The sequence below is a fragment of the Pseudomonas allokribbensis genome (genome assembly GCF_014863605.1).
In the GTDB taxonomy this organism is placed as follows: domain Bacteria; phylum Pseudomonadota; class Gammaproteobacteria; order Pseudomonadales; family Pseudomonadaceae; genus Aquipseudomonas; species Aquipseudomonas allokribbensis.
Genome location: NZ_CP062252.1, coordinates 5,875,518 through 5,887,819, shown reverse-complemented (window position 1 = coordinate 5,887,819; position 12,302 = coordinate 5,875,518). Strand labels below are relative to the sequence as shown.

Genomic DNA, 12,302 nt, shown 5'->3' with positions numbered 1-12,302 from the left:
TATCAGCATCACAAGTTACTCCGCGAGAAATCAAAGATGTAACCAACGATTGCTGAGCCAAGTTTAGGGTTTTCTCAAAACCCAAAGATGTTTGAACTGAAGAGTTTGATCATGGCTCAGATTGAACGCTGGCGGCAGGCCTAACACATGCAAGTCGAGCGGATGAAAGGAGCTTGCTCCCGGATTCAGCGGCGGACGGGTGAGTAATGCCTAGGAATCTGCCTGGTAGTGGGGGACAACGTTTCGAAAGGAACGCTAATACCGCATACGTCCTACGGGAGAAAGCAGGGGACCTTCGGGCCTTGCGCTATCAGATGAGCCTAGGTCGGATTAGCTAGTTGGTGAGGTAATGGCTCACCAAGGCGACGATCCGTAACTGGTCTGAGAGGATGATCAGTCACACTGGAACTGAGACACGGTCCAGACTCCTACGGGAGGCAGCAGTGGGGAATATTGGACAATGGGCGAAAGCCTGATCCAGCCATGCCGCGTGTGTGAAGAAGGTCTTCGGATTGTAAAGCACTTTAAGTTGGGAGGAAGGGTTGTAGATTAATACTCTGCAATTTTGACGTTACCGACAGAATAAGCACCGGCTAACTCTGTGCCAGCAGCCGCGGTAATACAGAGGGTGCAAGCGTTAATCGGAATTACTGGGCGTAAAGCGCGCGTAGGTGGTTCGTTAAGTTGGATGTGAAATCCCCGGGCTCAACCTGGGAACTGCATCCAAAACTGGCGAGCTAGAGTATGGTAGAGGGTGGTGGAATTTCCTGTGTAGCGGTGAAATGCGTAGATATAGGAAGGAACACCAGTGGCGAAGGCGACCACCTGGACTGATACTGACACTGAGGTGCGAAAGCGTGGGGAGCAAACAGGATTAGATACCCTGGTAGTCCACGCCGTAAACGATGTCAACTAGCCGTTGGGAGCCTTGAGCTCTTAGTGGCGCAGCTAACGCATTAAGTTGACCGCCTGGGGAGTACGGCCGCAAGGTTAAAACTCAAATGAATTGACGGGGGCCCGCACAAGCGGTGGAGCATGTGGTTTAATTCGAAGCAACGCGAAGAACCTTACCAGGCCTTGACATCCAATGAACTTTCCAGAGATGGATTGGTGCCTTCGGGAACATTGAGACAGGTGCTGCATGGCTGTCGTCAGCTCGTGTCGTGAGATGTTGGGTTAAGTCCCGTAACGAGCGCAACCCTTGTCCTTAGTTACCAGCACGTAATGGTGGGCACTCTAAGGAGACTGCCGGTGACAAACCGGAGGAAGGTGGGGATGACGTCAAGTCATCATGGCCCTTACGGCCTGGGCTACACACGTGCTACAATGGTCGGTACAAAGGGTTGCCAAGCCGCGAGGTGGAGCTAATCCCATAAAACCGATCGTAGTCCGGATCGCAGTCTGCAACTCGACTGCGTGAAGTCGGAATCGCTAGTAATCGCGAATCAGAATGTCGCGGTGAATACGTTCCCGGGCCTTGTACACACCGCCCGTCACACCATGGGAGTGGGTTGCACCAGAAGTAGCTAGTCTAACCTTCGGGAGGACGGTTACCACGGTGTGATTCATGACTGGGGTGAAGTCGTAACAAGGTAGCCGTAGGGGAACCTGCGGCTGGATCACCTCCTTAATCGACGACATCAGCTGCTCCATAAGTTCCCACACGAATTGCTTGATTCATTGAAGAAGACGAAAGAAGCAGCCCGAAATTGGGTCTGTAGCTCAGTTGGTTAGAGCGCACCCCTGATAAGGGTGAGGTCGGCAGTTCGAATCTGCCCAGACCCACCAATTTTGTGTGGGAAACGCCTGTAGAAATACGGGGCCATAGCTCAGCTGGGAGAGCGCCTGCCTTGCACGCAGGAGGTCAGCGGTTCGATCCCGCTTGGCTCCACCACTACTGCTTCTGAAGTAAGAGCTTAGAAATGAGCATTCCATCGAGTGGATGGTGAATGTTGATTTCTAGTCTTTGACTAGTTCGTTCTTTAAAAATTTGGGTATGTGATAGAAAGATAGACTGAACGTTACTTTCACTGGTAACGGATCAGGCTAAGGTAAAATTTGTGAGTTCTCTTAGTTGAGAAATTCGAATTTTCGGCGAATGTCGTCTTCACAGTATAACCAGATTGCTTGGGGTTATATGGTCAAGTGAAGAAGCGCATACGGTGGATGCCTTGGCAGTCAGAGGCGATGAAAGACGTGGTAGCCTGCGAAAAGCTTCGGGGAGTCGGCAAACAGACTTTGATCCGGAGATGTCTGAATGGGGGAACCCAGCCATCATAAGATGGTTATCTTGTACTGAATACATAGGTGCAAGAGGCGAACCAGGGGAACTGAAACATCTAAGTACCCTGAGGAAAAGAAATCAACCGAGATTCCCTTAGTAGTGGCGAGCGAACGGGGACTAGCCCTTAAGTGGCTTTGAGATTAGCGGAACGCTCTGGAAAGTGCGGCCATAGTGGGTGATAGCCCTGTACGCGAAAATCTCTTAGTCATGAAATCGAGTAGGACGGAGCACGAGAAACTTTGTCTGAATATGGGGGGACCATCCTCCAAGGCTAAATACTACTGACTGACCGATAGTGAACTAGTACCGTGAGGGAAAGGCGAAAAGAACCCCGGAGAGGGGAGTGAAATAGATCCTGAAACCGTATGCGTACAAGCAGTGGGAGCAGACTTTGTTCTGTGACTGCGTACCTTTTGTATAATGGGTCAGCGACTTATTTTCAGTGGCGAGCTTAACCGAATAGGGGAGGCGTAGCGAAAGCGAGTCTTAATAGGGCGTCTAGTCGCTGGGAATAGACCCGAAACCGGGCGATCTATCCATGGGCAGGTTGAAGGTTAGGTAACACTGACTGGAGGACCGAACCGACTACCGTTGAAAAGTTAGCGGATGACCTGTGGATCGGAGTGAAAGGCTAATCAAGCTCGGAGATAGCTGGTTCTCCTCGAAAGCTATTTAGGTAGCGCCTCATGTATCACTGTAGGGGGTAGAGCACTGTTTCGGCTAGGGGGTCATCCCGACTTACCAAACCGATGCAAACTCCGAATACCTACAAGTGCCGAGCATGGGAGACACACGGCGGGTGCTAACGTCCGTCGTGAAAAGGGAAACAACCCAGACCGTCAGCTAAGGTCCCAAAGTTATGGTTAAGTGGGAAACGATGTGGGAAGGCTTAGACAGCTAGGAGGTTGGCTTAGAAGCAGCCACCCTTTAAAGAAAGCGTAATAGCTCACTAGTCGAGTCGGCCTGCGCGGAAGATGTAACGGGGCTCAAACCATACACCGAAGCTACGGGTATCACGTAAGTGATGCGGTAGAGGAGCGTTCTGTAAGCCTGTGAAGGTGAGTTGAGAAGCTTGCTGGAGGTATCAGAAGTGCGAATGCTGACATGAGTAACGACAATGGGTGTGAAAAACACCCACGCCGAAAGACCAAGGTTTCCTGCGCAACGTTAATCGACGCAGGGTTAGTCGGTCCCTAAGGCGAGGCTGAAAAGCGTAGTCGATGGAAAACAGGTTAATATTCCTGTACTTCTGGTTATTGCGATGGAGGGACGGAGAAGGCTAGGCCAGCTTGGCGTTGGTTGTCCAAGTTTAAGGTGGTAGGCTGGAATCTTAGGTAAATCCGGGATTCTAAGGCCGAGAGCTGATGACGAGTTGCCATTAGGCGACGAAGTGGTTGATGCCATGCTTCCAAGAAAAGCTTCTAAGCTTCAGGTAACCAGGAACCGTACCCCAAACCGACACAGGTGGTTGGGTAGAGAATACCAAGGCGCTTGAGAGAACTCGGGTGAAGGAACTAGGCAAAATGGCACCGTAACTTCGGGAGAAGGTGCGCCGGTGAGGGTGAAGGACTTGCTCCGTAAGCCCATGCCGGTCGAAGATACCAGGCCGCTGCGACTGTTTATTAAAAACACAGCACTCTGCAAACACGAAAGTGGACGTATAGGGTGTGACGCCTGCCCGGTGCCGGAAGGTTAATTGATGGGGTTAGCTAACGCGAAGCTCTTGATCGAAGCCCCGGTAAACGGCGGCCGTAACTATAACGGTCCTAAGGTAGCGAAATTCCTTGTCGGGTAAGTTCCGACCTGCACGAATGGCGTAACGATGGCGGCGCTGTCTCCACCCGAGACTCAGTGAAATTGAAATCGCTGTGAAGATGCAGTGTATCCGCGGCTAGACGGAAAGACCCCGTGAACCTTTACTATAGCTTTGCACTGGACTTTGAATTTGCTTGTGTAGGATAGGTGGGAGGCTTTGAAGCGTGAACGCCAGTTTGCGTGGAGCCATCCTTGAAATACCACCCTGGCAACTTTGAGGTTCTAACTCAGGTCCGTTATCCGGATCGAGGACAGTGTATGGTGGGTAGTTTGACTGGGGCGGTCTCCTCCTAAAGAGTAACGGAGGAGTACGAAGGTGCGCTCAGACCGGTCGGAAATCGGTCGTAGAGTATAAAGGCAAAAGCGCGCTTGACTGCGAGACAGACACGTCGAGCAGGTACGAAAGTAGGTCTTAGTGATCCGGTGGTTCTGTATGGAAGGGCCATCGCTCAACGGATAAAAGGTACTCCGGGGATAACAGGCTGATACCGCCCAAGAGTTCATATCGACGGCGGTGTTTGGCACCTCGATGTCGGCTCATCACATCCTGGGGCTGAAGCCGGTCCCAAGGGTATGGCTGTTCGCCATTTAAAGTGGTACGCGAGCTGGGTTTAGAACGTCGTGAGACAGTTCGGTCCCTATCTGCCGTGGACGTTTGAGATTTGAGAGGGGCTGCTCCTAGTACGAGAGGACCGGAGTGGACGAACCTCTGGTGTTCCGGTTGTCACGCCAGTGGCATTGCCGGGTAGCTATGTTCGGAAAAGATAACCGCTGAAAGCATCTAAGCGGGAAACTTGCCTCAAGATGAGATCTCACTGGAACCTTGAGTTCCCTGAAGGGCCGTCGAAGACTACGACGTTGATAGGTTGGGTGTGTAAGCGCTGTGAGGCGTTGAGCTAACCAATACTAATTGCCCGTGAGGCTTGACCATATAACACCCAAGCAATTTGCGAACTCGAAAGAGGCCAGATTGCGGTGTGTGAAGACGAAGTGAACCGAAAGTTCGACGCTCACAAAGCACCGAAAACTATCCCATACCCAATTTGCTGAAGCGAGGCCAGCTGGCCACGACTCAGTACCCGAATTTCTTGACGACCATAGAGCGTTGGAACCACCTGATCCCATCCCGAACTCAGAAGTGAAACGATGCATCGCCGATGGTAGTGTGGGGTTTCCCCATGTGAGAGTAGGTCATCGTCAAGATTAAATTCCGAAACCCCAATTGCGAAAGCAGTTGGGGTTTTGTTTTGCCCGCAGGAAAGCAGGTTGTTTGAATTCTATGCAACGGCTCGGTGCATGGCTATTATTCGGGCCTCATTCCGAGGCGAGACCTGCATGCTGACGTTGTTGAACCTTCTGAAGGATGGGCGATTCCATTCCGGTCAGGCTCTGGGAGTTGCCCTGGGAATTAGTCGAAGTGCAGTGTGGAAGCAGCTTCAACACCTGGAGGCTGAGCTTGGGCTATCCATACATAAAGTCCGGGGGCGGGGCTACCAGTTGGCCTCGCCACTGGAGTTGCTTGACTCGCTCAAGATAGAGGAAAGTCTTGCCGGCTGGCCTGTGAGTGTCTTCGACTCCATCGACTCTACTAATGCAGAATCGTTGCGTGCCGTTGATCGGGGGCAAATGGCGCCCTTTCTGGTGCTGGCTGAGCGACAAATTTCCGGACGTGGTCGTAGAGGTCGCAAATGGGTAAGTCCGTTTGCCGAGAACCTCTATTACAGTCTCGTATTGCGTATTGATGGTGGGATGCGTCAGCTCGAAGGGCTAAGTCTTGTTGTCGGTCTCGCGGTCATGCAAACCCTTCGCGTGCTTGGTGTGCCAGGTGCGGGGTTGAAGTGGCCCAATGACGTTTTGGCTGGGCGAAAAAAAATCGCCGGGATCTTGCTGGAGCTGGTCGGAGACCCGGCGGACGTGTGTCATGTAGTGCTGGGTGTTGGCATTAACGTGAACATGCAAGCTACTGACGAGGTTGATCAGCAGTGGACCTCGATACGGCTCGAGTCGGGAAAAAGTTGTGATCGCAATATTCTGGTGGTTGAGCTGAGCAAGCAGTTGCAGCTTTATCTGCAGCGTCATCAATCAGGAGGTTTCTCTGCGCTTCAGGCGGAGTGGGAAGCGAATCACTTATGGCAGGGACTGCCGGTTTCTCTCACTGCAGGTGTCAACCAGATAGATGGCGTGGTGCTGGGGATCGATAATCAAGGTGCGCTACGGCTGAAGGTGGATGGCGTGGAGAAAGTCTTTAGTGGTGGTGAGCTCAGCTTGAGGTTGCGTGATGATTCTTGAGCTTGATTGCGGAAACAGTTTTATCAAGTGGCGGGTGCTGGATGGCGAAGCAGGTGCCCTGGTCGCGGAAGGGGTGGTCGACTCCGATGAGGCATTGGTCAGCGGCCTTCGTTCGCTCGATAAATTGTCTCTCGGCAAATGCCGCCTTGTCAGTGTGAGAACTGAAGATGAGACCAATTTGCTGATTGGTTTTCTCAAGCGTGAGTTCGATATTTCCGTTGTCTGTGCGACGCCTGCTCGTGAAATGTCCGGCGTCAAAAATGGTTACGAAGACTACGAACGTCTTGGCCTTGATCGTTGGTTGGCGATGCTCGGTGGTTTTCATCTGGCTGGTGGGGCTTGCCTGGTTCTCGATTTCGGGACAGCGGTGACTGCTGATTTCATCTCGTCGGATGGTGAGCACCTGGGAGGCTTCATTGGTCCTGGTATGCCGCTAATGCGCAATCAATTGCGTACGCATACTCGAAAGATTCGCTATGGCGATCTGGCGGCGGAACGGGCATTGACGAGTCACGCTCCTGGGCGCAATACGGTCGAGGCAGTGGAGCGTGGCTGTTCGTTGATGCTCAGAGGATTCGTATTGACGCAGTTGGAGATGGCGCGCTCCTACTGGGGTGAAAGCTTCAGTGTCTTCATCACAGGTGGTGATGCCGAGTTGGTGTCGGATGTCGCGCCTGAGGCTCGGGTCGTTTCCGATTTGGTGTTCGTAGGTTTGGCTATGGCATGTCCTTTGTCCTGAGGTTTGTATGCGTTGGTTGTTTCTCCTGCTTTTGGTACTCAATGTGTTTTATTACGTCTGGCATCAGCAGGAGGCTCCATTGCGCGCAAAGGACGTCACGCCTCTCAGTCTTTATCGTGGTTCGCAGCAGGATATCCGTTTGCTGAGTGAGGCTGGTGATGCCTCGCGAGGTGCGAAGGCTGATGGGCAGTGTCTATATATAGGTGGTTCGGGTCGTCCTGAAACTGCGCAGGCACTGGAACAGCGCCTGAGTGAGCTTGGTGCGAAAGCTCAGCCCTTGCCGAAAGACCTTTCCAGCAATGCATATTGGTTCCGAATCACGCCTGAAACCCAGCGTTTCCTGGGCGATACTCAGTTGCAAAACCTTTCCAAGGAATTCAATGAGTTAAAACACAAAATAATGCTGTGCGAGGGGGTTGCACCTGCGGAATAGTTTGCATAGAATGGCGCCCGCTCCACAGCGAAGACCTGAAAAGGTTGAAGCGGTAGGGTGATGTCAAAGCAGCTAACCTCAGGTTTTTAAATGAGAAAATGCTTGACAAGGGTTTGGCATAGTATAGAATGCCGGCCTGATTAGGAGGGGTTCCCGAGCGGCCAAAGGGATCAGACTGTAAATCTGACGTCTACGACTTCGAAGGTTCGAATCCTTCTCCCTCCACCAGATTTTAGCGTGAGCTGCAGGCTCCGCGGGTATAGTTTAGTGGTAGAACCTCAGCCTTCCAAGCTGATGATGCGGGTTCGATTCCCGCTACCCGCTCCAAGTTTGCGGATTGTGCAAAGTGTTACGCTCTTGTAGCTCAGTTGGTAGAGCACACCCTTGGTAAGGGTGAGGTCAGCGGTTCAAATCCGCTCAAGAGCTCCATATAACAAGGCAGATATGAAAATATCTGCCTTTGTTTTAATGGCTAGGGTTGTTTGCTTATTTCTTCTGTGAGGGGTGATATCGATGGCTAAGGAAAAATTTGATCGTTCCCTACCGCACGTCAACGTCGGAACTATCGGTCACGTTGACCACGGTAAAACCACTCTGACCGCTGCTCTGACTCGCGTCTGCTCCGAAGTTTTCGGTTCGGCCGTAGTTGAATTCGACAAGATCGACAGCGCTCCAGAAGAAAAGGCTCGTGGTATTACCATCAACACCGCGCACGTTGAGTACAACTCGACTATTCGTCACTACGCTCACGTTGACTGCCCAGGTCACGCTGACTACGTGAAGAACATGATCACCGGTGCTGCCCAGATGGATGGCGCGATCCTGGTTTGCTCGGCCGCTGATGGTCCGATGCCGCAAACCCGTGAGCACATCCTGCTGTCCCGTCAGGTAGGCGTTCCGTACATCGTGGTTTTCCTGAACAAGGCTGACCTGGTAGACGACGCTGAGCTGCTGGAACTGGTTGAGATGGAAGTTCGCGACCTGCTGTCGACCTACGACTTCCCAGGCGACGACACTCCGATCATCATCGGTTCGGCTCGTATGGCGCTGGAAGGCAAAGACGACAATGAAATGGGCACCACTGCCGTTCGTAAACTGGTTGAAACTCTGGATACCTACATCCCTGAGCCAGTTCGTATGATCGACAAGCCATTCCTGATGCCAATCGAAGACGTATTCTCGATCTCGGGTCGCGGTACTGTTGTGACTGGTCGTATCGAGCGCGGTATCGTTCGCGTTCAAGATGCTCTGGAAATCGTTGGTCTGCGTGACACCACCACCACCACCTGCACCGGTGTTGAGATGTTCCGCAAGCTGCTGGACGAAGGTCGTGCTGGCGAGAACTGCGGCGTTCTGCTGCGTGGCACCAAGCGTGACGACGTTGAGCGTGGTCAGGTTCTGGTTAAGCCGGGTTCGGTTAAGCCGCACACCAAGTTCACCGCAGAAGTTTACGTTCTGAGCAAGGAAGAAGGCGGTCGTCACACTCCGTTCTTCAAAGGCTACCGTCCACAGTTCTACTTCCGTACTACTGACGTGACTGGTAACTGCGAGCTGCCAGAAGGCGTTGAAATGGTAATGCCAGGTGACAACATTCAGATGACTGTTACCCTGATCAAAACCATCGCGATGGAAGATGGTCTGCGTTTCGCTATCCGTGAAGGCGGTCGTACCGTCGGCGCTGGTGTCGTAGCCAAAATCATCGAGTAAGTAGTTGTAATGTATTTTTCGGGCCGGCATAATGGTCGGCCTGATTTTGTTTTAGGTCAGTAGCTCAATTGGCAGAGCGACGGTCTCCAAAACCGTAGGTTGGGGGTTCGATTCCCTCCTGACCTGCCAGATTCACTCGGTGTGTCTGGCTTTCTTTTCACAGGATCTTCATAGATGACTCCTAAGGCTGAAGCTCAAGGCTCTCGCTTCGATCTGCTTAAGTGGCTTGTAGTGGTCGCTTTGGTGATTGTTGGCGTTGTAGGCAATCAGTATTACTCTGCTTCGCCGATCCTGTACCGTGTACTCGCATTGCTTGTCATTGCTGCTGTAGCTGCCTTTGTAGGCCTGCAGACTGCCAAGGGCAAGTCTTTCTTTGTACTGGTTAAGGAAGCTCGCACCGAGATTCGTAAAGTCGTATGGCCAACTCGCCAAGAAACCACGCAGACCACGTTGATTGTTGTGGCTGTTGTTCTGGTTATGGCGTTGCTGTTGTGGGGGCTTGATTCCCTGCTCGGCTGGCTTGTTTCCTTGATTGTCGGCTAAGGGTGTCCCGTGGCTAAGCGTTGGTACGTTGTGCATGCTTACTCGGGTTACGAGAAGCATGTAATGCGCTCGCTGATCGAGCGTGTAAAGCTGGCTGGCATGGAAGATGGCTTCGGCGAAATTCTGGTTCCCACTGAAGAAGTGGTTGAAATGCGTAATGGCCAGAAGCGCAAAAGCGAACGTAAGTTCTTCCCTGGCTATGTGCTGGTCCAGATGGATATGAACGAGGGTACTTGGCACTTGGTCAAGGATACTCCTCGGGTGATGGGTTTTATCGGCGGTACTGCTGATAAGCCTGCACCAATCACTGATAAAGAAGCAGAGGCGATCCTGCGTCGCGTTGCTGACGGTAGCGACAAGCCGAAGCCGAAGACGTTGTTCGAGCCAGGTGAAACCGTTCGTGTCAATGACGGTCCTTTCGCTGACTTTAACGGTGTTGTTGAAGAAGTTAACTACGAAAAGAGCCGGATCCAAGTGGCGGTGCTCATTTTCGGTCGCTCTACTCCGGTAGAGTTGGAGTTCAGTCAGGTCGAAAAGGTCTAACTGGACAAGCATCCCAACCCCGCAGCCATAGGCTGTGGGGTTTTGTCGTCACTGGGATAAACGCGCAAGTAACCGGGGAGCCTTTCGAGGCGATCGAACCCGTAATTGGAGTGCCTCATGGCCAAGAAGATTACCGCTTACATCAAGCTGCAAGTGAAGGCCGCTCAGGCTAACCCAAGTCCACCTGTTGGTCCTGCTCTGGGTCAGCACGGCGTGAACATCATGGAATTCTGCAAAGCTTTCAACGCCCGTACCCAGGGTCTGGAAGCTGGTCTGCCGACTCCAGTGATCATCACTGTCTACAGCGACCGTAGCTTCACTTTCGAAACCAAATCCACCCCTGCTTCGGTTCTGCTGAAGAAGGCGGCCGGTCTGACCAGCGGTTCCGCTCGTCCGAACACCGTTAAGGTTGGCACTGTTACCCGTGCTCAGCTGGAAGAAATCGCGAAAACCAAAAACGCGGATCTGACTGCAGCTGATATGGATGCAGCCGTGCGTACTATCGCCGGTTCTGCTCGTAGCATGGGCCTTAACGTGGAGGGTGTGTAATGGCTAAGCTGACCAAGCGTCAAAAGGCTATCGCCGGCAAAATCGAAGCAGGCAAGGCCTACAACTTTGTAGACGCCGCTGCACTGCTGGCCGAGCTGTCGACTGTCAAGTTCAGCGAGTCGTTTGACGTTGCTGTAAACCTGGGCGTAGACCCGCGTAAATCCGACCAGGTCGTTCGTAGCGCTACTGTGCTGCCACACGGCACTGGCAAGACCGTTCGCGTTGCTGTGTTCACCCAGGGTCCAGCTGCTGAAGCCGCTCTGGCTGCCGGCGCTGACCGTGTAGGTATGGACGACCTGGCTGCCGAAATGAAAGGCGGCGACCTGAACTATGACGTAGTGATCGCATCCCCGGATGCCATGCGCGTTGTAGGTCAACTGGGTCAGATCCTCGGTCCACGTGGCCTGATGCCTAACCCGAAAGTCGGCACCGTAACTCCAGACGTAGCCACCGCGGTTAAAAACGCCAAGGCTGGTCAGGTTCGTTATCGCACCGACAAAAACGGCATCATCCACACTTCCGTTGGCAAGATCGGCTTCGATGCCGTCAAGCTGAAGGAAAACGTTGAAGCCCTGATCGCTGATCTGAAGCGTATCAAGCCAGCTTCCTCGAAAGGTATCTACGTCAAGCGCGTTACCCTGAGCACCACTATGGGCCCAGGTCTGGTCATCGACCAGAGCTCGCTGGACGCGTAAGACAAAATTGGCACGAGTTATCGTGCCAATCGAAAGATTGGGGTCCCTGCCTGGCGGGGGCTATCCAAGACCGTAGGCGGCGCAAGTCTTAAACCTCAAGCCTACGCAGATGGTGCTCCCGGTTCCTTACCGAATCAGACACCAAAACGACATTCGGTTTCGATCGAGTGAAACGGTAACAAGCAGGAGTTAAACCCGTGGCAATTAATCTCGAAGACAAGAAGGCCATCGTCGCTGAAGTCAACGAGGCTGCCAAAGTCGCTCTGTCCGCTGTCGTGGTTGATGCCCGTGGCGTAACAGTAGGCGCAATGACCGGACTCCGTAAAGAGGCTCGTGAAGCTGGCGTTTACGTACGTGTTGTACGTAACACCCTGCTCAAGCGCGCTGTTGCTGACACTCAATACAGTGTCCTCAACGACGTGTTCACCGGCCCGACCCTGATCGCATTCTCGAACGAACATCCGGGCGCTGCTGCTCGTATTTTCAAAGAGTTTTCGAAGGGTCAGGACAAGTTCGAGATCAAGGCAGCTGCGTTCGAGGGCAAGTTCCTCGCAGCTAATCAGATCGACGTTCTGGCAACTCTGCCGACCCGTGACGAAGCAATTTCCCAGCTGATGAGCGTGATTCAAGGCGCTACCAGCAAATTGGCTCGTACTCTGGCGGCAATTCGCGACCAGAAAGAAGCTGCTGCAGCCTAAGGCTTGT

9 protein-coding genes, 6 tRNA genes and 3 rRNA genes are annotated in these 12,302 nt (G+C 52.8%); all 18 read left to right on the top strand.

Annotation, left to right across the window (positions count from 1 at the left end; genetic code table 11):
• The first annotated feature begins 93 nt into the window (after positions 1-93).
• The 18 genes from IF199_RS27125 to rplJ all read left to right on the top strand — a co-directional run bounded on the left by IF199_RS27125 (position 94) and on the right by rplJ (position 12,295).
• Positions 94-1,630, top strand: a 16S ribosomal RNA gene (locus tag IF199_RS27125).
• Between the two features lie 81 nt (positions 1,631-1,711).
• Positions 1,712-1,788: transfer RNA gene (locus IF199_RS27120), tRNA-Ile, on the top strand.
• A 30-nt stretch (positions 1,789-1,818) separates the two neighbouring features.
• Positions 1,819-1,894 (top strand) — tRNA-Ala (locus IF199_RS27115).
• A 245-nt stretch (positions 1,895-2,139) separates the two neighbouring features.
• A 23S ribosomal RNA gene (locus tag IF199_RS27110) occupies positions 2,140-5,030 on the top strand.
• A gap of 156 nt (positions 5,031-5,186) precedes the next feature.
• Positions 5,187-5,302 (top strand): 5S ribosomal RNA (gene rrf, locus IF199_RS27105).
• The 16S, 23S and 5S rRNA genes sit together here with 2 tRNA genes alongside, the layout of an rRNA operon.
• 132 nt (positions 5,303-5,434) lie before the next feature.
• Complete coding sequence (gene birA, locus IF199_RS27100; RefSeq protein ID WP_192559117.1) at positions 5,435-6,388, top strand: bifunctional biotin--[acetyl-CoA-carboxylase] ligase/biotin operon repressor BirA; 954 nt, start codon at positions 5,435-5,437, stop codon at positions 6,386-6,388.
• The gene (locus tag IF199_RS27095; protein ID WP_085733020.1) at positions 6,378-7,127 is read left to right on the top strand and encodes a pantothenate kinase; all 750 of its coding nucleotides are present in this window, start codon (positions 6,378-6,380) and stop codon (positions 7,125-7,127) included. The genes birA and IF199_RS27095 overlap by 11 nt, the downstream gene beginning before the upstream one ends.
• 7 nt (positions 7,128-7,134) lie before the next feature.
• Positions 7,135-7,560 (top strand): hypothetical protein, encoded by a 426-nt coding sequence (locus tag IF199_RS27090; RefSeq protein ID WP_096823090.1) that lies wholly within the window; start codon positions 7,135-7,137, stop codon positions 7,558-7,560.
• Positions 7,561-7,703: 143 nt separating this feature from the next.
• A tRNA-Tyr gene (locus tag IF199_RS27085) sits at positions 7,704-7,788 on the top strand.
• A gap of 25 nt (positions 7,789-7,813) precedes the next feature.
• A tRNA-Gly gene (locus IF199_RS27080) sits at positions 7,814-7,887 on the top strand.
• 26 nt (positions 7,888-7,913) lie between these two features.
• Positions 7,914-7,989 (top strand) — tRNA-Thr (locus IF199_RS27075).
• Between the two features lie 84 nt (positions 7,990-8,073).
• A complete protein-coding gene (gene tuf, locus IF199_RS27070) occupies positions 8,074-9,267 on the top strand; it encodes an elongation factor Tu (protein WP_024014521.1) in 1,194 nt (397 codons plus the stop codon).
• Between the two features lie 53 nt (positions 9,268-9,320).
• Positions 9,321-9,396: transfer RNA gene (locus IF199_RS27065), tRNA-Trp, on the top strand.
• Positions 9,397-9,441: 45 nt separating this feature from the next.
• Positions 9,442-9,810, top strand: coding sequence for a preprotein translocase subunit SecE (gene secE, locus IF199_RS27060; RefSeq protein WP_011063783.1), 369 nt, complete (start codon positions 9,442-9,444; stop codon positions 9,808-9,810).
• 9 nt (positions 9,811-9,819) lie between these two features.
• Positions 9,820-10,353 (top strand): transcription termination/antitermination protein NusG, encoded by a 534-nt coding sequence (gene nusG, locus IF199_RS27055; protein ID WP_007957598.1) that lies wholly within the window; start codon positions 9,820-9,822, stop codon positions 10,351-10,353.
• A 117-nt stretch (positions 10,354-10,470) separates the two neighbouring features.
• Positions 10,471-10,902, top strand: coding sequence for a 50S ribosomal protein L11 (gene rplK / locus IF199_RS27050; protein ID WP_003228756.1), 432 nt, complete (start codon positions 10,471-10,473; stop codon positions 10,900-10,902).
• On the top strand, positions 10,902-11,597 hold the full coding sequence (gene rplA, locus IF199_RS27045; protein ID WP_003186095.1) for a 50S ribosomal protein L1: 696 nt from the start codon (positions 10,902-10,904) through the stop codon (positions 11,595-11,597). Before rplK ends, rplA begins: the two co-directional genes overlap by 1 nt.
• A gap of 197 nt (positions 11,598-11,794) precedes the next feature.
• A complete protein-coding gene (rplJ, locus tag IF199_RS27040; protein WP_085613345.1) occupies positions 11,795-12,295 on the top strand; it encodes a 50S ribosomal protein L10 in 501 nt (166 codons plus the stop codon).
• Positions 12,296-12,302 lie beyond the last annotated feature (7 nt).

What these genes read in the sequence shown, in the direction of transcription:
- IF199_RS27090 (WP_096823090.1), top strand. Translation starts at nt 7,135, where the DNA reads ATGCGTTGGTTGTTTCTCCTGCTTTTGGTACTCAATGTGTTTTATTAC.
- secE (WP_011063783.1), top strand. Translation starts at nt 9,442, where the DNA reads ATGACTCCTAAGGCTGAAGCTCAAGGCTCTCGCTTCGATCTGCTTAAG.
- IF199_RS27095 (WP_085733020.1), top strand. Translation starts at nt 6,378, where the DNA reads ATGATTCTTGAGCTTGATTGCGGAAACAGTTTTATCAAGTGGCGGGTG.
- rplK (WP_003228756.1), top strand. Translation starts at nt 10,471, where the DNA reads ATGGCCAAGAAGATTACCGCTTACATCAAGCTGCAAGTGAAGGCCGCT.
- birA (WP_192559117.1), top strand. Translation starts at nt 5,435, where the DNA reads ATGCTGACGTTGTTGAACCTTCTGAAGGATGGGCGATTCCATTCCGGT.
- rplA (WP_003186095.1), top strand. Translation starts at nt 10,902, where the DNA reads ATGGCTAAGCTGACCAAGCGTCAAAAGGCTATCGCCGGCAAAATCGAA.
- tuf (WP_024014521.1), top strand. Translation starts at nt 8,074, where the DNA reads ATGGCTAAGGAAAAATTTGATCGTTCCCTACCGCACGTCAACGTCGGA.